Raw genomic sequence first — 23,072 nt, forward strand, 5'->3', positions numbered from 1 at the left:
TGGAAGGGTCTATAAGGTAGAACAAAGGCAGCCTGGAAGATCCGGACTGCCTTGACTGGTTCTTATAGCGGGGCAGGCCCCGGAACCATATTGAAGCTTAAGACTCCGCCTCTCATAATCTCGTCATGCGGCAAGGAGTGATGCTCCCATGGCTTACCGTTCCAGTGAACCGATTCACTATATACATTGGCGGGACTATTATTCTCCGCTTCAATGACCCATTGCCGCCCGTTGTCAAGCTGGACGGTAACCTTGTCAAACAGGGGGCTGCCGAGTACGTACTCAGGAATTCCGGGACTTAACGGATACAGGCCGAGGGCACTCCAAATATACCAGGCCCCCATGCTGCCGTTATCCTCATCGCCGGGCAACCCGTCCATCCTGCTGCTGAACTGTCCGGCCATCGTTTTGCGGACCCAGTACTGTGTTGTGGGCAACGCCCCGAGTCTGGAGAATAGATAAGGGATGTGGAAGCTGGGCTGATTGCTGATGGCAAATTGCCCGAGTCCGGCCGAAGCCATCTCCGACATTTCATGAATTTCCTGTCCATAGGAGCCTACTTTGAATACCGGTTCTTCAGCCATTAGCTGGTCCAGCTTGCGGACGAATGCCTGCTCTCCCCCCATCAGTCCGGCCAGCCCTGGGAAGTCATGGGGGACCGCCCAGCTCCCCTGCCAGGCACCGCCCTCACAGAAGGGATCGCCCCATTGCAGAGGATCAAAAGCCTCTTGCCAGGTGCCGTCCTCGTTACGGCCTCTCATGAATCCGACTTCCGGATCAAATAACCGCTTGTAATTCTGCGCACGGCTCATGAAGCGCTCATAGTCGTCCATCTTGCCAAGTGTCCTGGCAATCTGGGCAATACAGAAATCCCCGTATACATAATCGAGTGTATTACTTACACTTTCATGGAACCGGTCATGAGGCAGATAGCCATACTGTAAATATAATTCAAGTCCGCGTCTGCCCAGTCTCTCATCCGCAGCCGGATGGTCTGCGTGCTTCAGCAGGCCCTCATATAGCAGCTCCGCATTGAAGCCCCCGATTCCCTTGACGATGGCATCCGCAGCTGCCGCATCAATCAGTGTCCCGGGCATCGCACTGCGTTCACCCGGAGACAGCCACTTCGGCAGCCAGCCGTTCTCTTCATAAGCCAGCGTCCACGCCTGCATAATCTCGCCCAGTAGAGTTGGGAACAGAACGCTGTACAGCGGGAGGCTCGTACGGTATACATCCCACAGACCGATATCTGAATACATTGGACCTTGGCAAATGCTGCCGTTAAATGGGCTGTAATGGATCTGTTCGCTCTGCTCGTTATATTCATGCCATGTTCTGGGGAACAGGCAGACCCTGTACATGCAGCTGTAAAAGGTGCGGAGATTCTCTTCATCTGCGCTTTCTGCCGTAATCCGGCTGAGCCGCTCTTCCCAGCTTGCCTCTGCTGTGCTTAAGATCTCCCCGAAGCTGCATTCACCAATCTCCCGTTCCAGATTCAGCAGAGCCTGCTCCCCGCTGATGAAGGAGGTACCGCACTTGACCCCTGCAACGCCGGATTCGGGCAGGGCTAATCCTGCATAGGCACCCAGCCGTTCTCCCGTTCCTTCATATGTCCCTAACGGCTGATAATCTCCATTGAAGATGCCCGACTCCTCCATGATCAGGTCTGTATCGAACTGGAAGACGAAATACATGGCGAAGTTATCGGGTACCCCGGCGGTATGGCCTCTGGTATAGCCGGTAATTCTGCGCATCTCCGGCTGGAAGACAAAACGTGACTCCCCCTTCAGGGGCGCTATAATCAGCCTGTTCTGGTGCGGCTCATCATAAGTTATTCTCAGCGCTGCACAGCGTTCGGTGGGCGTCAGCTCCAGCCGGGTCCGGTAACGCTGCAAGTGTACACTGAAATAGTGGGGGGAGACCTGCATCTCCCCCGGTTTGAAGGAGGAGGAGCGTGCGCCAGGGCTGAGCAGCAACGGCCCGCTCTGCGGCAACAGCGTCAGATGTCCATAGTCCCCGATCCAGGGACTGGGCTGATGGGTCAGGCGGATGCCCTCCAGGTGGCGGTGACTGGGATGGAAGAACCAGGTGCCGCCCGCTTCATGGGTTTGCGGGCACCAGGCTGCCATACCGAACGGCATTGCTGTAAGCGGCAGTGTGTTTCCGTTGGAAAACCGGAAATCCGATTCTGTTCCCTGCATGGGATTCACATAATCTAATAACTTCATACCAATACCCTCCTTAAGCCGGATCGCACCGGCCGGCTCTATAATATCTAGCAGTACCTCTGCCGCTCTAAGTTAAGCGGAATACCTGAATATCCCCGGCTTGCATCTGTACAGTCAGGCGGGTTGTTGCAGACTCCTTCCTGTCCGTCGGCCAAATTTCCGCGTGGCCGCCGGTGAACCAGGGTTCGGCTGAGGTATACACAGCACGCAGCTTAATTTCAGTCGTGGTCTCTTCTTGCCCTTCATTGTGCACATATAGAAATGCGCCCCGGTCCGTTCCTTCGCCCCATTCGGATAGATCCGCACGGACTTTACCGCTTGCCTGCACATAAGTCTCCAGCTTCAGCTCCTGCTGCAGCAGATCCCGTACCAGCTGAAGCGTACCGGGATGCTCATCCTTCCAATAGGCAGCCGCAAGCAAGGTGCCTAACCATACAGCGCGTCCGGTGCCGTAATCGGCGCAGGTTAAGGCAGGCATGAGGTCTTCGGTAAATTGGGCCAGCACCTTCACATGTTCTTCCAGCCCGATATCCGATTTGTAATAGGAACCATGAGCCAGATCGCTTGAGGGTAGCTCTCCTTCCCCGATATGCCCCATCACATTCCGCAGCGGGATCGCCGTCCGGGATTCGAAGGCAACCTGATGATAGCTGTGATCCAGATTCTCGGCAGAGTGAATCCAGGTCTCGCGGACGCCGAACACTTGATCGAATCCGTATCCCGGAACGTTATAGCTATGACAGCCATTCTCTGCCTGAAGAGCACCGAAGGAGCATTCCGAGATCAGAATTCCGCCGTTCTCCACCCACACACGCAGGATGGCGCACAAGTTGCGGCTCAGGTAGAGCGGATAAGGCATCCACAGGCAGCGGTATGGCTTCAGTGACTCCTCTGTAACATCAGACTCATGCAGGAACTCAACTTTATAATTAAGCTCATGCAGCAGCTTATGGGCGCCTTGTATGGAGTCGTTGTAGGTATCCAGATGATCATGCGCAGCGAAGTTGGCAATCTGATTCTCCGGGCTGAACAGAATGGCAATCCCGTCCCCGCGGCGTTTGGCCAGCATCAGCTCCCGCTTGTTGCTCTGTACCAGCTTGTTAAGCTGTGCCATGTCCTTGTACCAGGGCGTAGCGCTGCCGTCCAGATAGACACTGCCCCAGGCCGGAGCTTCCTGACCCAATATCTCTGGCCTGTATTGCCAGAACAGATATCCGGTGATGCCGCGGGCAAGCGGGGTCAGAATATGCCGTTTCATCTCCAGAAGATCCGGCTGGCGCGGCTTCATCGCTGTATTGCCCGGCAGCGCGTGAATTTCCGAGTTAATAATCGGTTTGCCCTTGGCAGCCGAGATCAGCAGATCAGCCGACCATGCCGAAGACCCCAGGCTGTTGCCTGTCAGATCACAGGGCTCTGCCAGCTTGAAGTCATCCGAACCGGCCGTAATCATATTGAAGATTGGGGCCGGTACCGTATGAGCCATAACCGGATGCTGCACATCCAGCGACTTCACCACTTGTACCCGCCTCCGCAGCTCCTCCGTCAGGGTGTCCGACATGAACAGCCGCCAATCTATCAGATCGTTGAAGACGCCTTGGCCCCGCGGTGCCTCCACTTCCTCCCAGTCCCCGTAAGTCCGCTGCCACGAATCGTTGAGCGCTTCCAGAGAACCATATTTATGGATCAGCCAGTCGTGAAATGCCGGAATTGAATGTTTGCAATAACAGACCTGGTTGTCAAAAGACAGCTCACGCTTAATCCCCGTGGTCAGCTCCGGCTCATTCCACAAATCCCATACCCAAAGCGCCGGATGATCTTTGAAGGCCTTGACGGTCTCCTCCAGAAAGCGTGCCTTCTCCGCAGCGGCTGGCGCATGATGATAGCAAGGTCCGGGCGCTCCGCCAATCTGGCGGCAGTTAATCGTTCTCGGCTCCAGAATGGAACCGTCGGCCGTGACCATTTTGGAATCCGGATATTTTCTATAGAACCAGGCCGGAGCTACGTCGAAAATCACATTCAAAATGACCTTCAGCCCCTTCCGGTGAGCTATATCCATCAGCTCCTGAATATCATCGAACACGAATGTCCCTTCCCTGGAGACGCTGGACCGCCACTGCACCCAATACTTCACACAATTGAACCCCTGCCCGGCTATATTGCCGAGGTCTTGTTCCCATTGGTCCTTGAAGGGGGTTGGGGAACGGTAATATTGAAACCCGAATGGAATAAATGGATCTTGCATGACGTAACTCCTCCTACAGCGTTCAATTTCGATAGTCTTTCATCTATAAAAGCGCTTACTGCTTATTCACGTTTAAAGTCTATCACAGTGTATTTTACGAAAGTTAGGTTAGAATCCTATGAAACGGTTTGCGATCCTGACCACCTGATTATTTACTGCTACTCTAAAAGACAATTCATGTTTATACTGACTGTAAGACACAGTAAACTACTACGGGGTGAAGCTAATGTTGAAAGCGCTTGTAGTCGATGACGAATACCTGGTACGTATGGGCATCACACAAACTATAGATTGGGCAGAATATGGCGTTGAGATCATTGGAGAGGCCAGCAATGGCGAAGAAGGCCTGGAGCTTGCCCTCCAACACCGCCCGGATGTGATTATTACCGATATTCGCATGCCGTTCATGAATGGTCTGGAGCTTATAGAGCAAATCCGCGAACAGGACATGCTGGTGGGCATTGTCGTCCTTAGCGGCTATGATGAATTTCAATATGCGCAGGCAGCTCTGCGTTATGGCGCTTCCACCTATTTACTGAAGCCCATTAATATAGAAGAACTCGCAGATACGGTACGCTGTGTCGGCACAGAAATTCTGGAGAAGAAGCTGCATTCCAAGCGGTACTCCCAGCTGAACGGGGAAATCGCTTCGATCTCCAAACAATTCTGGCAGGATCTGCTGCACGGCCAATTGCAGGATGAGGCATTCGTCGCCGGTAAGCTGAAGCTGTTGAACCTGGAGCTCGCACATGGAGAAGCTGTCATGCCTCTATCTCTCGCCTTCCCTCCCGACAGTGGCGTGGAGCGGACGGCCGACGCAAAGGGAGCATTGGAGGATGCCGCAGCGGACTTCGTGGAAGCGCATTCTCTGGAGCAGCTCTGCCTCTTCCGGGACAGCCATCTGGAGTGGGTTATGGTACTCAGGACCAGAGATATCAACACTGCCGGTGATTCTGCCCGCAGCTTGGGCAAACAACTGTCCGAATGGAGCCAGCAGCACTTCGGGCAGCCGCTCAGTATAGGTATTGGCAAGCCTGAAGGAGATTGGCACAGGATCTCAGACTCGTACCGGCAGGCTGTTCTTGCCGCACAGCGGGCCTTAACTGGTGTTGAACGCGTGCTGTATGCCGAGGAAGAGGCCGGAATGCGCTGCCGGCGTGAAATCAGGGAAGCGCTCGCTTTTATCCGGGAGCATTATGCCGGGAATATTACTGTTGAGAGAGTTGCTACGGCGGTATTCGTGAGTCCGACCCATCTGATGCATCTGTTCCGCAAGGATCTGAATAAGACCTTCTACGAGTGTCTGACGGAATACCGCATCGAGGAAGCCAAGCGTATGCTGCGTAATCCGATGTACCGGGTCTATGAGGTAGGCAATCAGGTCGGCTTTACCGATTCCAAGTATTTCAGCCAGATCTTCAAAAAAATGACCGGTATCCCGCCAAGTGAATATGCGAAAACCTATGGTTAAGCCGAATTTGGAGAAATGGATGAACTCCCGGCTGCGGCGGTTCAAGATCAAGGGCCGGATTGTGATTGTTCTGTTAGCGGGCTTGTCTCTGCATCTGGTGCTGATGCTGGTTATTTTCAATTTCTACTCCTATACCTATCTGCAAAAAGATTTGTACCGCCATGTCGTTCAGACGCAGCGCCAGATTGGACTGAGTGTGGAGCTGATGGCCGATGACATCCAGATGCTGTTCCTGCGGTTTCTGGTGAACAGCGATATCTATCAGATCATCAATAATGACCACCTCCCGGCGGCAGACAAGGAATTGCGGATTGGAACCATTATTGACGATATGCTGGCCGATAATGACCTGGCAGGCAATGTTATCATCCATACCAATGACAATGTGCTCTATTCTTACCAGACCAAGCAGCAGATGCTGGAGGTACCCGAGGCCTTGTTCATCAAGCGTATTCAGGAGAGCAGCATGCCTGTGGTCGGTGAGATCAAACGCGATGGCGAAGGCAATGCCTACATTCCCTTCGGACAGCAGTTCCGCAACTTCAATACGGGGCAGAATATCGGTGTCGTGATTATTTATGTCAGAGAGTCGGCCTTGGCGGCGCTGTATTCCTCCAGCTTCACAGGCATCGGCTACTCCTTCCTGACGTCCGGCAACCGGATTGTTTCCCATCCGGACAAACGGCTGCTGGGCAATTATCTGGAGGAGAGCGCCCCGCTTCGTCCGGGTAAGGAAGAAGGCTACCGCACCTGGTCGGAGAATGGCAACACTTATATCATTGCGACCTATCCGCTGAATCCCCGGCTGGCGAGCCTTGGGGTCAGCTGGGAATTCACCAGCGTGATCTCCAGCCACAAGCTGTTTGGGGGAATCGTCAAGGGCAACCGCAATGCGCTCCTGTTCGCCAGCGTAACCTTCATTGTGCTCCTCCTGCTGTCCTTCTATCTGGCAGCGCAGATTACCCGCCCGCTGCTGAATTTGAAGAAGAAGCTGGGGCTCTTCGGCAAAAAAGATCTGGCCGCTGTCTATGACCCGCGGGGACAAGTCGATGAGATTAGCCAACTGGAGAACAGCTATTACCAAATGGTGGAGCGGATCAGTCAATTGATGCTGGAGAAGGATGAGGAGAAGGAAAAGCAGCGCAAGGCCGAACTAACTGCGCTTCAGTCGCAGATTAATCCCCATTTTCTATACAACACCTTGGATGCGATTGCCTGGATTGCCCGGCTGAAGAAGCAGCCGGACATTGAACGGCTGATTTCCTCCCTGGCTACCTTTTTTCGGATCAGCCTTCATAAAGGGGACAAGTTCGTCACGGTCGAAGAGGAAATCCGTCTGGTGCAGAGCTTCGTGACGGTCGAACAAATGCGGTTCCCGGATAAGTTCGGAGTTGAATATGAGATGGATGAATCTCTGCAAGGTGTCCGCATATTGAAGCTGATTCTCCAGCCTATTGCCGAGAATGCGATCAAACATGGCATCAGCGAGAAGCGCGGCGCAGGCCGGATCTGGATTAAGGGCGAGCTCCTGGGGGAAGAGATCCGGTTCACGGTGACCGATGACGGCGTCGGATTCGCAAATGGGGCCACACTCAGCCAGGCCAAAGAGGATGTGCTGTTTCAGAGCGGATACGGTCTGCGTAATGTGGACGAACGGATTAAGCTGGAATATGGTCCCCAATACGGACTCAGCATCTCCAGCACTCCCGGGCAAGGCACCACCGTGACCATCCGCTTGAAGAAGGAATTGTCTAAATGATATCAGGGCAGTGCGTTTAAGCGGGATACGAAATCAGATGTCTTTAACGATACGCTTAGAGCGCACTGCTACTTGCTCAGTGATTTTATTGTTTTGAGTTTTGCCCTGCATCATCTGACGAGTGACCGAATGCTGCTCGCTATTCAGGAGATGCGCAGGGTATTGAAACCACACGGACGGATCTGCATCGCGGATTTGATGATTGACGGGGAAGTTAGCACAGTCCATGAAGGTAATGAGGATTATATTCAATTCCCCAAGCTCATTGATTTATTAGAGGATAAAGGTTTAAGAGCCATCCCGCAAAGGATGGCTCTTTTTTAAAAGATATTTTCAAACTACCTTTGTAGATTGCACAATTGCATCAAGACCGCCGAACATTACATGAATATAGCTTCTTGAAACTTAATTTCTAGCTCTGCTAAATGACTTAAAGCTTCACCTATCATAAGCCAATCACTGTTTACCGCCAGCGAGTGGCACCTGCCATACACTTCTGACTGCAACAGCTTAATTTCGGCTAAACCACCATTCTCACCTCGGAAGAATTCGCTAAAGTTCAATGCACGTCTTGCCCCTACCTGAAACGCAAAATGTGTCAAATGACCCAGCAAACTAGGGTTAATATCGCCACCCAGAATATATCTCTTTAACTCTGCTATGGCATCACTTCCTATTAACCAGTTACGTTCCGAGTATTGTCCTTCTATATCGTTATAAACTTGTCTGAAATACCGGATAGCCTCATCGCATATTTCCTGATGATTCGGGTGCTTAACTCGTTTGGGGGCACACCAGTAATGATAGGTCATATCATGTGGATACAATCGGTATTGAAGATGACTTGTTTTACTTGCTTTTATCAAGTCTTCCATTGGAAGCATTGCATAAGGATATCCTGCAGGGTCATGGAGTCTAACCACTCCATTCTCTATCCCAAAAGCCAGCACATAATGATCGCAGCCATGTAGATAACTATGATTAGGCATATATCTTAAATAACCCATATCCAACGGTCCTAGCAATACTGGATGTTGTTTGATTGCAGTTGTAAGTATTCCTTCAATATTTGAACTATCTATGCTTGAATGTTCGGTAATGGTGAATCCCAGTATATCCAGTGCCTTGCTTACTCCGATATGTGGAACTCCGTTCGAAAAGAATACCATGTTGTCCTCTTTGAACCAGAGCGCTCCAAGTCCAACGCCAGACAAGACTTCAATAGATTCCGCGGGTATTCTTTCCCCGACAGTGTCAAGAAGCATGGAAGTGGAATTGGAATAACAATACGCACCATTTCCTATATAGGTAAACATGAATTTATCCTCCTTCCTCAATTGGCAGACAATAATTACATTTCATTTACCGCGTGAAAACATGGAGGAAGATGAAAAAACGCAATAAGCTTATTCGCCAAAGCAAGTAAGCAAATTTGCGTTTCGAAAAATGGAAGTTCTGATATCACTATCATCAAATGAATTAGTGTCCACTAGATTTGTTTCGATATATTCCATGGCACTATTCATCCTAGTCCAACCAATCCATCGTATTCCCTCCCTTCAAGGTAATTTTATCGGAAATAAAAAATGAATACCTTGCAATTTCTGCACGAAAAAGTCAGCAAAAAACTCGCCCCTACTTGCGTTACGGTTCACCGTACTGCATGTGCTTGGATCGAAGCTGAATTTCTTTTGTGTTGCCTACTCCTTCATCGTTGAATTGATCTTCAGGTACAGCTGGTTCAACGGATTCACAATACTGTTGCTCAGCATAGAGATCAGCAGCCAGAACAATATGAATACTGCGATGTTCAATGCCAGCATTATATATTTGAACGCCTGGAGCTCTGCCTTCATGCCGTCCGCAGAGATATAGGTGACAATCTGATCAGCCGAATCGGGCAGCGGGTAGAGCAGAATTAGGCCACCGGCTGTTTCGCGCACCATGAAGTCCGTTTCGTTCAGGCTGCTCTTTCCCGGTGTAGCCAGCGCTGCTCCGATTTCCTGCAGGCGCACCGGAGGCATGTCCGCTGCCATCAGCAGCTTCCCGTCCTCCTTCAGCAGGTAGACCTCATTCTCCCCGTAGATCGAATTCTTGTCTGACAGGTAGAAGCTGTACAGCTTGCCAATCTCCACTTCAAGGGAGAGCAGACCGAGGACCCGTCCTCCCGTTTCCTGAATTTTCACTTCAAGCAGCAGACGGTCACGCAGATCTGTAGGCGCATTCATCAGTTGTTCGCGGTTCAGGACTGTCCAGCGTAAGGTCTGCTCATGATCTCCCAGGAATTGCTGCATTCCCGGGTCCTTCTTGATCTCGGGGAACGGGAGCAGCCCCGACACATTGCTGGAAGAATAAGCCACGCCTGCTTCACCCCAAATGTAAATGCCGAGTATATCACTGCTGGAAGAACGTATCCCTTCCAGTATGGGGGAAATTGCCCCGTCATACGCTGGTTTCTTCAGCGCTTGCTGCACCACCTGATTATTGGAGATCAGCTTGGAGGTCTCTTCCAGCCAGTTCATGAACAGCAGTGTATTCTTATGCTGCTGGCCGGTGTACTGGACAGACAGCTGCCTGAGCATATCCATGCTCCTGTGCTCCATATTGCGGTACAGAATGAAGCTCGAAGCAGAGATATAGACCGTAATGAACAACACCAGGACCAGGCGGATGTTGCGGCCGAACGATCTGAACATAAGGCTTCCCCATCCCCTTCCGGTGTTAGAATAGATCAAGCTGAAATAAGACTAGCAGTTAAAGCCCCTAATGTCGATCTCTATCCGGCCGATGTCACTCTTCTGAACCTCTCCATTGGGCAGAATAACAGTAATGGCTGAGCCGGGTGTCCAGACTGCTTCCATGTGAAACACTTCGATTCCTTCCTCGGTAGTAATCTCCCAGCTCACAGTTATAAGCCCCTGTTCTGTGCTTACGGCTCCGCTGGCGTACTGTAGATCGCCGCAATGAGGCTGCAAAATGATGCCATCTATTTCCTGACGGACCCCCAATATCCCTCTGGTGAATTCAGTAATCGGCAGTGCGCTCCAGGCATGACAGTCGCTTCTGGTGTCCGCAGAGTCGATCTCGGGAAGTGTGGTCAGACCCAGCTCCAGCTGCTTCATCCAGCGTGCCCATAGCCCGAAAGACCGGTCATACATTCCGCTAAGCTCCAGCGCACGGAACAGATAATGGCTCATCGGCAGCGAGAGCTTGGACATCGGCGTATCGGTCAATACCGTTTGCAGCAGAGCCCCTCCCTCCGCAGCAGACACAGTGCCAGCCAGTACTGCCCAGACCTGCGTGTGCTGGCTGAGCTGCACCTTTGGTCCTGCTTCCGGGCTGTCGCGGAAGAACGGACCGTCCGCTTGGCGGCAGTTATCCAATACCGCAGCGTTGACTGCGGCCTTGCGCTGGCGCAGTTCTGCGGCAATCTGTGTCCAGCCGCTCGCTTCCAGCAGCTCGGCCGCTTGTCCCAGTGAAAAAGCATACATTAGACTCATCAGAGTGGCAGGTGCCTCATTCGTGCAATCCGGAGCGCCAAGCGGCCATTCTTCTACCCAGTCGTAATAATTCCAGTACTGGCGCGGAGTCCGATCAACCAGTCCTTCCGGCGTCAAGCGCTGATCGAACCAGTCCAGCACGGACAGCATGGCCGTCCGGTAATGCTTCACCAGCGTCAGATCCCTGAAGACCCTGTAGTGGTCATGAATCATTCCGATCCAGTACAGGGAGAAGGACGGAATGACCTGCGGCAGCACTGAGGGATAGCGGCTTTGCAGCATCCCGTTTGGCAGCTGTGAAGCTCTGTAGTCCTTCATGGCCCTGCGGGCCAGCCTGTCGTCTCCTGACAGCAGGTACGTAAATTCCATCATCAGCCTGGTATCCATTGTGTATTGCAGCTGTTCATAATAGGGAGTGTCCTCATAGGTCTCATGCATACAGCGTTTGAGCGTCCGCACACTCAGCTCCCAGAGACGGTTATAACGTTCATCCGAGCAGTGAAAGCTTCCTTGCAGCTGGAGCGGATATCCGGTCTCCCTGTAGCTGATTCCGGTTATCCTCAGCGGTTCGGTTCCGGCATGAACCTCCAGCCGCATATAACGGAAGGTACGGAACCAGAATGGCTCATACCCTTCGGGCTGGTCTTCTGTACCGTAACCAGCTGGCCGGTAGCTGTCGTAACCACCCCGCAATACCTGCTCCCTCATCTCATCGCGGACGGCTTTGCGGCGGACTTCCTCATCCCCTGTCTCTTCTTCATAGCATTCGGCGTATTGGAGTGTAATGAGACTGCCTCCTCCGCCCTGAAGCTTAAGCTGCAGATAACCTGTGGTCAGCTCGCCTGCATCCAGCTCCAGCCAGAGCTGCTGTCCCGCCTGGACAAGTACACCTTCAGCAGGAGGCCCTTCAATAGAAGGGGCAGTGCTGCTGACTCCATCGCGCAGCTCCAGACGATGCCCGGCCGTGAAGAGGGCCTCTCCCTCCCCGCAGCTGCTGCGCATCAGCTTCCGGAAGCATTGTTCTTGCTCATACAGCAGCGGAACCGGACGCCGTTCCAGCTGCCAGGGGGTCAGTTGACCATAGTCATCCCTTACCGGCTGCACTATCCGGGCAGCACTCCAGGCACTGTCATCATATTCCGGCAGCGTCCAGTCCCGGAGTGCCCTGTCCCCGGCGGCCTCTTCCAATCCGCCCATCCAGCGCATCATCGGGAACGGGCGGAGCCGGTAGCTGAGATCCCGGATAGCTTTCCAGGAAGTATCCGTAGGCAGTTCCTGCACAAGCTGCCCGTCCGCTGTAATCTCCGCTTCTACTAGCAAACCGCCTTGCTCCGAACGCCATACGGATAAAGGACCGTCTTCCCCCATTTCAAAGGGAGCGGTCCCGGCATAATGAACCACTGTAACAGCAATTACATTGATCCCCGGCTGCAGGATACCCTCCAGGCTGAATTCCTCATAATATTGTACATGTTCATGCCCCTTGCAAGGCCCCGCCCATTGGCGCTGGCCATTGACGAACAGCCTGTAGCGGCTGTCTCCGGTAATGGCCACATTCAGACTGTAAGCCTTTCCGGTACCGGCTGGCAGCTCAAACACCCTGCGGAAATATACCCGCTCATGCCGCGCTTCCCTGTCCGTAGTTTCTTGCTCTTCCTGCAGCCAGATCCAGCGGGCGCTCCAGTCTCCCCAATCTTTTGCCGCCATGTTATCCGTATCTCCCTTCACCTTCATATAAACGGCATCGCCGCCCTTCAGAAGGACGGCGCCGGTGCTTGACTGTTTTTTTATTTGACTTTATCGAGATAATCCCGCTGGAATTCTTCCGCCGCCTTATCCAGGATCTTCTGCGGATCTGCATTCTTGTCGGTTAGCACAGATTGCAGCACGACATCCAGCTTCTGATACAATTCCTGGGCATTGATGGGCTCCTCCGCCCGCATCCCCTTACTGCCGTTGTCCATATAATCACGGAACATGTCCAGATTCACGTTGTTGTATTTGTCGAGAATTTTCTGTTCCTCTCCAATACGCTTCTCATCGGTCCAGATCCGCAGCCCGTAAGGGCCGATGATCAGCCCCTGATCGCTGAGTGTCTTCTTCTCGATATCCCAGCCGGTCAGAGCTTCCTCTGAGGATTCGGGTGTGAACCCATAGGTCTTCAGCCATTTGAAGCCGGCATCAATCTGCTCCGGGGTTACATTCGGCGAGAACATATACAGGCCGCCCCCCAGCAGGGTAACAGGTTCTCCGATCGGACCTACAGGAAGTGCTGACATGGCAATATTGTCCTTGGACATCTTGGTCTGCTGCTGGATAACCGGAGGCCAGTCGTTGGTGCCGAAGCTCATCGCAACCTGATCGGTTCCGAGCATACGGAACATGTCATTGGTGACATCCACCAGATTGTTATCGGGCAGCACATTGTATTTCCACTTCAGATCCTTCACATATTGCAGCGCCGCAGCAGCCTCAGGAGAATTGAATACCGCCTGCCATTTGCCGTCAACCTGCTTCTCGAATTCCGCACCGTAAGCCCAGGCAATGTTCATGAACATCCAGCCGCCCTGGCCGCTCTTCGTCGGCAGGAACATTCCGGCTTTGCCGGTCTTTTGCTTGATGATCTGCGCCGTTTCCGCCAGCTCCTCATACGTCTTGGGGAACTTCGGAATCCCCTTGTCATCCAGAAGGCCCGCTTCCTTGAAGAGATTCACATTGTAGAGCATGCCGATGACATAGCCGTCCTTCGGAATCCCGTAATACTTGCCGTCCTTGGTCACCATTTTTAGAAGATCCGGGTTAATGGCCTTGTCATATCCATACTTCTTCATCATGTCCGTGATATCCGCTGCGTAATTAGCTTTGATGATTTTGCTTGTCTCGGTGAAAAAGGTCTCATATACCGTTGGAAGCTGCCCGCTCGCAGCTTTGGGCAGGAACGAGCTGACGTCGTAGCCCCATTCATCCTTGTCCACTGTAATGTTCGGATAATTAGTTTTCATCTTCGCCATGAGCTGTTCATACTGGGCGATCTTGGCTTCCTCATTCGGCTTCGGCCAGTTACTGACCTTAATCGTAACCTGTTTGCCGGCTGCTGCATTTCCGCTCCCGCCTGTTTTCCCTTCATTGGAGCCGCCGCAGCCGGCCAGTCCGGCAGTAAGCAGCAGTGTGAGCGCCAGTGTTGCGGTTAGTTTCTTGGTGTGTGCCATTCTCAATGTAATTCCCCCTAGAATTATTCTTATAGCAATTCTGCATTTTGTAAAGCGCTTTCTTTAATTCTGAAATCATCTTACCATGCGCCCTTTAGAGCGCCCTACGGGGCAAAACTGTGAAATGGTTTGTGATCGGGTGACATTAACCTTTGATGCTGCCGCCGAAGGCTTGCCCATTCATAATGTACCTTTGGAAAAAAATAAACAGCAGAATCGGCGGCAGGATGGCAAACGTCAGGGCAATAAACTGAATGTCCTGCGGTAATGTCGCTTTCAAATTATAGATGGCCACAATGACCGACCAGGTCGATTTATCCTTCAGTACCATGAAGGGCCAAAAGAAATCCTGCCATACACTATTCATTGTAAGGATCGTAATCGTAGCCATGACCGGGCCGCTGAGCGGAAGGATCACCCGGATAAAGATGCCGATGGTGCTCGCCCCGTCTATCTTGGCCGCTTCCAGCAGTGCCTGGGGAATCGAGTCGAAGAAGTTCTTGAAGATCAGTATCACCACCGGATTCACGGCAGCCATGAACCACATCGGCCAGAAGGTATTGGTCAGATTCACATGCAGCAGCGGGAAATCAATCAGGTTCTTGAACAGCGGCACCATTCCCACCGTATTCGGAACCATCATCGTCCATACAATCAGAACGAACAGCAGCGCGCTCCCGCGCGGCTTCAGCTTGGAGAAGAAATACCCGGCCAGCCCGTTAAAGGTAAGACAGAACAGTACAGAACCGGCAGCCAGGTAAGCGGTATTCAGATAGTAACTGAGAAAATTGAACTCCTGCCAGGTCTCCCACAGCTTGCTGAGATCAAAGGTGCGGGGAATCAAGGTAGGCGGAATCGCATAGAACTCCTTAATGTCCTTCAGGCTTGAGACCATAATCCAGACGGGAGGCAGGATACAGACGGCGGCGAGCGCAATCATCAGAAGGAACAAGCTCCAGTACAGCAGGCGCACCCAGGGTGATCTGTATTCAATATTGCCGATAATGCCGTAAGCTTCATTGGTTTTCATGGCTTCTACTCCCTGTTCAATTTCTTATCCAGCCTGAAATAAATAACGGTAAGCACCATCAGGACAAGAAAAGTAATAACCCCCAGCGCCATGGAATGGCCTGCCTCGAAACTGCGGAATGCATAATAGTAGCTTTGCAGCATCAGCGTCATGGAAGCATTATTCGGTCCGCCCTCGGTCATGACCAGCGGTTCGTTGAAGATCTGAAATACCCCGCTGATCTGCAGAATCATCATCAGTCCGATCATGCTGGAAATTTGCGGAAGGGTAATGCTTCTGAAGCGCCGCCATACATTGGCACCGTCGATCGAAGCTGCTTCATACAGATCATGATTGATACTCTGAAGGCTTGCCAGATAGAGCAGCACCGTCCCTCCGAAATTCCGCCAGGTGATCGTGAATATAATCAGCATTATGGTCATCTTCGGGTCCTGAAGCCATTGCTGTACCGGGAAGCCCAAGGCACTCAGCATACTGTTCAGCAAACCGCCCTGCCCGGGCTCAAACAGGAACATCCATAACATGGAAGCCGCAATACCGGGAACCATACTGGGAAAAAAGACGGAGAAGCGGAAAAAGGACTTCCCGTGTCGGAGTTCATTAATCACAACAGCGACTACAATCGGTACGGCAAAGCCGATCAGCAGCGACCAGATCACATACATAAATGAATTGACCAGTGTCTGCTGAAATGCCGAATTCTGAATGACATCCTTGTAGTTCTGCAGTCCGGCAAAGCTTACAGCATTATAACCCTCGGTGTTGAAGAAAGAGAGCACAATCCCCTTGACGAGCGGTTGCCAGGAAAAAAAGAAAAAGACTAACACCGTTGGCACTATTAATATCCAGGAGGACCAATCTCTGAGCAGTCGCCGCAGAGGATTCCCGTTCTTCTTCTTAGCCAATAAAGGCTGTGGTTCAGTGATTCTTCCAATCATGCTCCTGTCCTTCCTTCCTCCCGGAACCGTAATTCACTCCGGTCAGGCGTTGTATAGTTGGTATACCTTCTGTACCGGTTAAGCTGCCTGCTCAGGCTTCAGACAGCCCGGAGCTGATGCACAGCACAGCCGCTTCCGCGCGGAAGGCCTCGCTTGCCGGATTGGGCTGCTCCTCCAGAATGCGGAGAACTGACTGCGGCTCTACACCCGGCTGTGGCACCCGGGAAGGCGAGACCTCGGTCCAGTTCAGTTCGCCCCTCAGCCTGTAGGACAGCCCGTACAGATAATAACCTGCACTTAACGCGTCAGTGGATGGGCTTATCCCCTCCTGCCATGAGCAGACTTCAAGGGGATGCCGCTTGTCCGGCAATCTCCCGGTCGCAAGAGTGATGCGCTTGTTACGGATCACCTGCTTGTTCTGTTCCCATGCCTGCTGGTCCAGGCTCTCCAGCTCCAGCCGGTATTCCATGCCTTGCTCTCCATACAGTGTCCAAGCTACCGGTCTGCCTGCGGGTACTAACTTAGGCGCCTCCAGAAAAACCGGCTGATGGGCCGGGCTAAACCGTTCAGCCTGTTCCCATTCTCCTGCAGCCGGACTGCGTCTGCGGTAATGCACCGTCCCGGTGAAGTCAAGCTCCTGATCCTGCAGCAGAGCCTTCAGGCATAGGGCTGCCTGTTCGTAAAGATCCGTACAGTTGTTATGGCCGTAACGGTAGCCAATCTCATGACGCAGCGGAATGCCATAGCTGCGGACCCGTGCTGCAAAAGCAAAGCTGAACCGGCTTAGAGTGAAGGCATCATGTGTACCGTGATTGATCAGCAGCTTCGTACCGCCCGCCTTCAGCCCTTGCAGGAAGAACCCGGATTCGAGTCCGGCAGTTTCCTTCAGAAGGCCGGAGTCACTTTCACCTGTAAGTGTCCACAGAAGAGTCTCAATTGCTGTGCTTCCTGTCACCGGATGCCGCCAGTTTTGCTTCCAAATATCACGGTAACCGGTGTCCACCTCTGCTACATGCCAGATCAGCGGACAGGCGCCTTCCGCATACTCACGGATAAGTCCGTTTAGGATGAGCGGCGGTGCATAGCACAGTGTGTATCGTACCCGGTAAGGCAGCCGGTGCGGGTTGCCTCCGGCCAGCAGCGCAGTCAATCCGCCGCGCGAACCTCCTACAGCCACTACCTGGTCTGCATCACCGCCATAGAGGTCCTGGGCGCTGGCAATTGCCGCCCCGATCCCTCCATAGATTGAGCCTTGCAGGGAGCGGCTTCCGATGCAGCCTCCGCCGTTCCAGAGAATGCCAACCACGCCTTGTCCCGTGCCGGCCAACGTCTTGCCTATGATCTCCACAAATGAAGGTCCCACGGTACTGAAGGTGTTCTCATTAGCGTCGTAATAACCATTGAACAGCAGCGGATACCTCTTGGCGTTCGCCGGATTCCAATAAGGCGGGAGAATATAGGTAGCCAGGCTATACCGGTTCTCCGAAACCAGCAGCCTGTTGCTGATCAGCTGAAACACAGGTGCATCATATACCAGCGCCCCTTCTTCCCTGGATTCATTAATGAAGACCACAGGATATCCGAAGGTCTTGAGCATACGGTCACTCAAGGATACAGCCACCAAATCATCGACGGCATAGAGACTGTAACGGTCCCCGATGTAATGCTCAAATTGCGGATTTTTCAGTGTTTTCTCCGCTTCTCCATCCCCAAACAGCTCATAATCTTCAGTGTTATATACATAGGGGCTGTCGGCGTCGCTGTTATAGAGCTTTACATGCTCGGAAATAACCTGCTCGCCCGCTTCGTCCATGCGCAGCGTTCCAATGCCGTCTGTTCCTCCATAGCGGAACCTGCCTCCGCCCTCTGCTGAATCGTTATCCCAGTGCGATACTACCGGGAGCATATTGGTAAGCAGCGGGCTGACAAGTACGAACACGCCTTCCGCTGTATTGCTGTTCCCTGCTGCTGATTCAGCTTCAACTTCAACGGTATCTTCATAAAGTGTGGACCACCGTGCATTAAGGTAGGTCACCTCGCCGCTGCGCTGACAGGCCAGCTTTAGAATGGAGCGATGCCGTCTTAGATAGTCCGCCACTGCCCGGCTTACCGGAACGGTAACGGGCTCATGCCCCCTGGCTTGAAGGTACCGGCTTAGCGGTACGAATGGCCCTGGTACAAAACACAATGTTTTACTCACAATTCTCCTGCCCCCCGTCCGGTTTGCTTGTGCCCTGGACAGCCAGGAACGATTTGAACTGAATAACCGGCAGGTCACCGGAGATGCTGTGATTCTCCCCTGCCAGGAATCCTCCCGCCTGTTTCGGCGTACAGGTCATCGTCACCGTTCTTGCCTCACCCGGGAACAAGGTCAGGAACTGCTCGTCTGCTTCCAGCCAGTAGCGGTTCCCCTCCTCTTCCGCATGTACATGCAGCAACGCTTCACTGCCTGTATTAGCTACCATGAAGCAGGCTTGCAGATTCGGCTCTCCAGTAACAGCGGGCAGCCATTTATTCTCCTGGCGCACCTGAAGATGGCCGCCTGTAAGCGCTAACGCTGGTGCGTACAGATGCTCCCTGGCGGTAGAGAATACATATACATTCTGCTGCGGTTCTTCTTCACGATTCATGAAGGACAATCTGACGAAATATAACTGGTCCTCCTGCTCAGGTACTGTGAACTTCAGGGTCCCGGCGCAGACTGCCCGGTCTCTGTCTCCTCGGGTTATGAAGCGCTGCCGGTGCAGGCTCCGGCCTGCCGCATTCAGGACCTCCGCATCAGCTTCACATGATTCCCCTTCCCAGCCATGTACGTATACATCTCCCTGGAAATCAGTGCCGGGTGCGAGCAGCAGACTCCGGTAGTCCAGTGATACATGCAGTGGACGAAAGGCCTGTTTCATCCAGTGGTAAGCCATCTTCGGTTCACCATAATAATCAACCACATTGGTACAGGACACGTTCGGCCAGGGTTCGTTGAGCTGCCAGACAATACTTCCGCTGTTCCGGAACTTGCGCCGCCGGTTGGCCTCCAGCACGAAGCGGATTCCTTCCGCCTGAATCCACTGGCTACAGGCGGAGAATTGTGCCAGGTCTGTCAGACTTCCGAATATTTCTTCATCCCGGCTCAGCGTATCCCACCACTCCCCGTGATGCCTCCAGACTGCACTGTTCTCCATGGAGACCGGCTGGCGGTGCGCTGCGCCCAGGAATTTCTCAAGACTCTTGAGTGAACTCAGACCGTCCACCCCAAATTCACTGTGCAGCAGATTATCGTTGCTGCCATATAGCTCGTAATGATACGGGTTGCCCATGTACTTCCAGTGACCGTGTACATCATGCCCCTGGCCCTTAGTCTCGGTAATATACTCCACCGGACCCGAAGCCGAGGTTGGCAGGAACAGCCGCTGCGGATCATACTGCTCAACGAGTTCCTTCAGCATCGCCAGATTGGAATCGCTTAAGTCCGAAGGCTTATTCGGCTCGCTCATTAATTCATTGCCGCCGCTCCATATCGTCATGGCGACATGATTACGCTTCGCCTTGAGTGCTGAGCGGGCGGACTGGTGCAGCAGCTCAAGGAACTCCGGCTGCTTGGAAGGAATATTGTCAATCCCCGAGCTCGACTGGATGAATTCCTGCCAGACCATAATGCCGTTCGCATCGCATAGGTCGTAGAAGACCTGCTTCTCAATGATCCCGCCGCCCCATACCCGGACAAGATTGACATGAGCCGCCTTCATGAGACGGACCATAAGCTGATACTGTTCGGCAGTTACATTTCCGTAGAGATGATCCAGCGGGGTCATATTCACCCCTTTCATGTAGATCCTGCGGCCGTTGATGACCACTGTATAGGGCAGCGCATTGTCAGGACTGTCAACATTGCGGATATAGTCAAGCTTGCGGATGCCGGTTCTGATAACCCGCGTATCCAGCTCCTTCCCGGCTTCATCCAGCAGCTTCAGTTCAAGACTGTAGAGCGGCTGCGCTCCGTAACCGTTCGGATACCATAGCTCAGGTTCAGGAATATCCAGCGTGGTCTTGAGCACCGCTCCAGCACAGACGGGATGCGTCTGCAGCAGCAGCAGATTACCTCCGGGATCAGAGCAGGTGATATTCGCCGCCAGTGTCCGGGCAGGCTCTGCTCCAGCCGTGGATGGGACGGCTGCCTGTATTTCAATACTGCCAACCACCTGAGTGCTGCCGTCCTCTTCAACCTCAGCATCGGTTGTGATGGACATTTCGCCCCACGAATAATCCTCATGTATCCTTAGCAGCACATCATCCCAGATTCCAACGTTAACCAGCCGGGTAGAGAAATCCCACTTATAATTGAAACGGCTCTTCTGTGTGAAGGTGGCCGATGTTTTGCCGATTTGCCCCATTTCATCGGGCGCCTGCTTCAGAAGCACGGAGATCTCAAGCTTCTCCCGAACGGATAGCAGCTCTGTAACATCGAACACAGCCGGATCAAACATTCCCTTATGCTCTCCAAGCAGGATATGATCAGCGTATACCGCTGCTTCATAATCGAGTCCCAGAAAGACCAGCTCAACTCGGGACCCCTTCAACTCCGGTCGTTTCAAGGTCATACGGTACACCCACCAGCGATTCTCTACCCATTCGCAGCTCAAGCTGTTCAAGTCCTCATAGGGATTGGCAATCCAGCCCTGTCTGTAGAGATCATAATGAACTCCCCCCGGCACCGTTGCCGGCATCCAGCCGGTCACCCCCATTAATTCCTGGCCTAGCTCCATGCTTGTACCCTTCAGCGGCACCCAAGGCCAGTATCCTTTGACTTCCCAGTTCAATTCGTTCAACAGAATTTCTCTCATCGCTTCTTCCGTTCCCCCAGACCCTGGTAATTTGGCGCTGCCTCTAACCAAGAACGGCTCTGGCGCCAGCCCGTTAATGCGCTTACAATCCATAATTCCTGCCGTTTCATTACCAATGATAGCACCGCGCTCCCGAATCCGAAGGCCCCCATATCTGTGAAATCGTTTGTAAATCTGCTCAATTGCGGATGAACCTACAACTTCTTATATTCACACGCAAAAAATGCCCCCAAACTGCATGAGAGCATTTCTCTTTTATCCTTATATCCTTACATTATGAGGTCATTCAGTTAACCGACTTATCATATTGCAAGTAGACGACATGCGTCTGGAGGTATTCGTTCAAGCCGTGCTTGCCGTCAGCGCCGCCGATGCCGGATTTTCTCCAGCCTGCATGGAAGCCCTGCATCGCTTCGAAATTCTCGCGGTTGATGTACGTCTCCCCGTATTTCAGCCGCTTGATTACTTTCATGGCGACATTCAGATTCTGGGTGTACAGCGATGAGGTTAAGCCAAATTCACTGTCATTGGCGAGTGCAATCGCCTCATCCAAGGTTGAGAATGAGATGACAGGAATAACCGGACCGAAAATCTCATCCTGCACAATCTCCATCTCATTCGTAGCGTCTGTGATCACTGTCGGCTCGAAGAAGCTGCCGGTTCCTTCTACCTTTTTACCGCCCAGGGCAATCTTAGCCCCTTCTTGAACAGCCCGGTCCACCTTCTGCTGTACCGATTCCTGCGCGGCCTTGTTGATGAGCGGTCCCATCTGGATGTCGGTGTCCTTGAGCGGGTCTCCGTACTTCACGGCCTTCATCGCTTCAACCAGCCGCGTAGTGAACTCCTCCTTGATATCTTCATGGACATAGACACGCTCCGCACAGTTACAGACCTGGCCTGTATTAATGACCCGGGAAGCCACAATCGCCTGAACAGCCAGCTCCAGATCGGCATCCTTCATGACAATGGCAGGCGCTTTGCCGCCCAGCTCCAAGCTGACCTTGATGATATTCTCAGCCGCCGCCTCCATAACCTTCTGCCCTGCCGGTACGCTGCCTGTAAGACTAACCATGCCTACCTTGGCATTACTGGACAGCTCGTTGCCCACTTCCGCACCTCTGCCAGTAATAAGGTTGAATACCCCCTTAGGCAATCCGGACTGATCCACGATCCGGCTGAACGCCATGGCATTGTTCGGGGATTCCGCGCTGGGCTTCACGACAATCGTGTTGCCGGTGATGAGCGCCGGGGCCATTTTTCTCGCGATCAGGAAGAACGGGAAGTTCCAGGGCAGAATGCCTGTGGTGACGCCAATCGCTCTTTTGAATACAAAAATATGCTCATTATCACGGTCGCTCTGCACGATCTCCCCTTCATAACGCCGTGCCCATTCCGCCATATAGTCCAAATAATCCGCAGTGAAATGAACCTCTACGGTGGATAATTCCAGGGTCTTGCCGACTTCCTCCGAGATCAGCCTGGCGATGCTGTCCGCCTCTGCCCGAATACCGTCAGCAATCGCATGCAAATACTTTCCGCGCTCTACCGCCGGAGTCTCTTCCCACGCTGCCTGGGCCTGCTCTGCTGCATCAATGGCACGTATGACATCATTCCTTGTAGCCTTGGGAACCTGTGAGATCACTTCATCGGTTGCCGGATTGGTAACATCCATCCACTCTTTGCCTTCGGATTCCGTAAATTGGCCGTCGATATACATCAAATGCTTGGTCACTGTTTCTCCCCCTCAAGGTAGATTATTCCATTTTTCCAATTACCCAATCATAGTGTAAACGCTATCAATATTTATTGTCAATAAGTTTCACATTTTTTATTTGTTTTTGTGTTGTTTTTCATTGA

At 52.7% G+C, this 23,072-nt stretch carries 14 protein-coding genes; 3 read left to right on the top strand and 11 right to left on the bottom strand.

Annotated features, from left to right (window positions below; all coding sequences use genetic code 11):
• Positions 1 to 62 precede the first annotated feature (62 nt).
• Entirely contained in the window at positions 63 to 2,228 is a 2,166-nt protein-coding gene (locus tag MHH78_RS20240; protein ID WP_341168593.1) for a GH92 family glycosyl hydrolase, read from the bottom strand.
• Between the two features lie 67 nt (positions 2,229 to 2,295).
• Positions 2,296 to 4,470: a beta-galactosidase gene (locus MHH78_RS20245; RefSeq protein WP_341168594.1), complete on the bottom strand. Its 2,175-nt coding sequence runs from the start codon at positions 4,468 to 4,470 to the stop codon at positions 2,296 to 2,298.
• Positions 4,471 to 4,696: 226 nt separating this feature from the next.
• Between MHH78_RS20245 and MHH78_RS20250 the strand changes: the two genes are divergently transcribed.
• From MHH78_RS20250 to MHH78_RS33960, 3 genes are all read left to right on the top strand, one after another.
• Positions 4,697 to 5,941 (top strand): response regulator, encoded by a 1,245-nt coding sequence (locus MHH78_RS20250; RefSeq protein WP_341168595.1) that lies wholly within the window; start codon positions 4,697 to 4,699, stop codon positions 5,939 to 5,941.
• 19 nt (positions 5,942 to 5,960) lie between these two features.
• The gene (locus tag MHH78_RS20255; RefSeq protein WP_341168596.1) at positions 5,961 to 7,700 is read left to right on the top strand and encodes a cache domain-containing sensor histidine kinase; all 1,740 of its coding nucleotides are present in this window, start codon (positions 5,961 to 5,963) and stop codon (positions 7,698 to 7,700) included.
• A 72-nt stretch (positions 7,701 to 7,772) separates the two neighbouring features.
• Complete coding sequence (locus tag MHH78_RS33960) at positions 7,773 to 8,024, top strand: class I SAM-dependent methyltransferase (RefSeq protein WP_445668056.1); 252 nt, start codon at positions 7,773 to 7,775, stop codon at positions 8,022 to 8,024.
• Positions 8,025 to 8,080: 56 nt separating this feature from the next.
• Here the strand turns inward: MHH78_RS33960 and MHH78_RS20265 are convergent, their stop codons facing one another.
• The 9 genes from MHH78_RS20265 to aldA all read right to left on the bottom strand — a co-directional run bounded on the left by MHH78_RS20265 (position 8,081) and on the right by aldA (position 22,947).
• Complete coding sequence (locus MHH78_RS20265) at positions 8,081 to 9,016, bottom strand: hypothetical protein (protein WP_341168597.1); 936 nt, start codon at positions 9,014 to 9,016, stop codon at positions 8,081 to 8,083.
• Between the two features lie 384 nt (positions 9,017 to 9,400).
• A complete protein-coding gene (locus MHH78_RS20270) occupies positions 9,401 to 10,396 on the bottom strand; it encodes a hypothetical protein (protein WP_076075570.1) in 996 nt (331 codons plus the stop codon).
• A gap of 51 nt (positions 10,397 to 10,447) precedes the next feature.
• The gene (locus tag MHH78_RS20275) at positions 10,448 to 12,907 is read right to left on the bottom strand and encodes an alpha-L-rhamnosidase-related protein (protein ID WP_341168598.1); all 2,460 of its coding nucleotides are present in this window, start codon (positions 12,905 to 12,907) and stop codon (positions 10,448 to 10,450) included.
• An 80-nt stretch (positions 12,908 to 12,987) separates the two neighbouring features.
• The gene (locus MHH78_RS20280) at positions 12,988 to 14,415 is read right to left on the bottom strand and encodes an ABC transporter substrate-binding protein (protein WP_341168599.1); all 1,428 of its coding nucleotides are present in this window, start codon (positions 14,413 to 14,415) and stop codon (positions 12,988 to 12,990) included.
• A 139-nt stretch (positions 14,416 to 14,554) separates the two neighbouring features.
• A complete protein-coding gene (locus MHH78_RS20285; protein ID WP_076075575.1) occupies positions 14,555 to 15,439 on the bottom strand; it encodes a carbohydrate ABC transporter permease in 885 nt (294 codons plus the stop codon).
• Between the two features lie 5 nt (positions 15,440 to 15,444).
• Positions 15,445 to 16,377 carry an ABC transporter permease subunit gene (locus tag MHH78_RS20290; protein ID WP_083684482.1) on the bottom strand — a complete coding sequence of 311 codons (933 nt, stop codon included), beginning with the start codon at positions 16,375 to 16,377 and terminating at the stop codon, positions 15,445 to 15,447.
• A gap of 91 nt (positions 16,378 to 16,468) precedes the next feature.
• Positions 16,469 to 18,577, bottom strand: a complete 2,109-nt coding sequence (locus MHH78_RS20295) for a hypothetical protein (RefSeq protein ID WP_143803567.1) — start codon at positions 18,575 to 18,577, stop codon at positions 16,469 to 16,471.
• Positions 18,570 to 21,215, bottom strand: a complete 2,646-nt coding sequence (locus MHH78_RS20300; RefSeq protein ID WP_341168600.1) for a glycoside hydrolase family 2 protein — start codon at positions 21,213 to 21,215, stop codon at positions 18,570 to 18,572. The genes MHH78_RS20295 and MHH78_RS20300 overlap by 8 nt, the downstream gene beginning before the upstream one ends.
• Before the next feature lie 286 nt (positions 21,216 to 21,501).
• Positions 21,502 to 22,947: an aldehyde dehydrogenase gene (gene aldA / locus MHH78_RS20305; RefSeq protein ID WP_340953001.1), complete on the bottom strand. Its 1,446-nt coding sequence runs from the start codon at positions 22,945 to 22,947 to the stop codon at positions 21,502 to 21,504.
• Positions 22,948 to 23,072 lie beyond the last annotated feature (125 nt).

It is taken from the genome of Paenibacillus sp. FSL H3-0333, assembly GCF_038002805.1.
Lineage (GTDB): Bacteria > Bacillota > Bacilli > Paenibacillales > Paenibacillaceae > Paenibacillus_AQ > Paenibacillus_AQ silagei.

Excerpts from the sequence above, each read along its gene's own strand:
- MHH78_RS20240 (WP_341168593.1), bottom strand. The coding sequence starts at position 2,228 with ATGAAGTTATTAGATTATGTGAATCCCATGCAGGGAACAGAATCGGAT.
- MHH78_RS20245 (WP_341168594.1), bottom strand. The coding sequence starts at position 4,470 with ATGCAAGATCCATTTATTCCATTCGGGTTTCAATATTACCGTTCCCCA.
- MHH78_RS20250 (WP_341168595.1), top strand. The coding sequence starts at position 4,697 with ATGTTGAAAGCGCTTGTAGTCGATGACGAATACCTGGTACGTATGGGC.
- MHH78_RS20255 (WP_341168596.1), top strand. The coding sequence starts at position 5,961 with ATGAACTCCCGGCTGCGGCGGTTCAAGATCAAGGGCCGGATTGTGATT.
- MHH78_RS20265 (WP_341168597.1), bottom strand. The coding sequence starts at position 9,016 with ATGTTTACCTATATAGGAAATGGTGCGTATTGTTATTCCAATTCCACT.
- MHH78_RS20270 (WP_076075570.1), bottom strand. The coding sequence starts at position 10,396 with ATGTTCAGATCGTTCGGCCGCAACATCCGCCTGGTCCTGGTGTTGTTC.
- MHH78_RS20275 (WP_341168598.1), bottom strand. The coding sequence starts at position 12,907 with ATGGCGGCAAAAGATTGGGGAGACTGGAGCGCCCGCTGGATCTGGCTG.
- MHH78_RS20285 (WP_076075575.1), bottom strand. The coding sequence starts at position 15,439 with ATGAAAACCAATGAAGCTTACGGCATTATCGGCAATATTGAATACAGA.
- MHH78_RS20290 (WP_083684482.1), bottom strand. The coding sequence starts at position 16,377 with ATGATTGGAAGAATCACTGAACCACAGCCTTTATTGGCTAAGAAGAAG.
- MHH78_RS20300 (WP_341168600.1), bottom strand. The coding sequence starts at position 21,215 with ATGAGAGAAATTCTGTTGAACGAATTGAACTGGGAAGTCAAAGGATAC.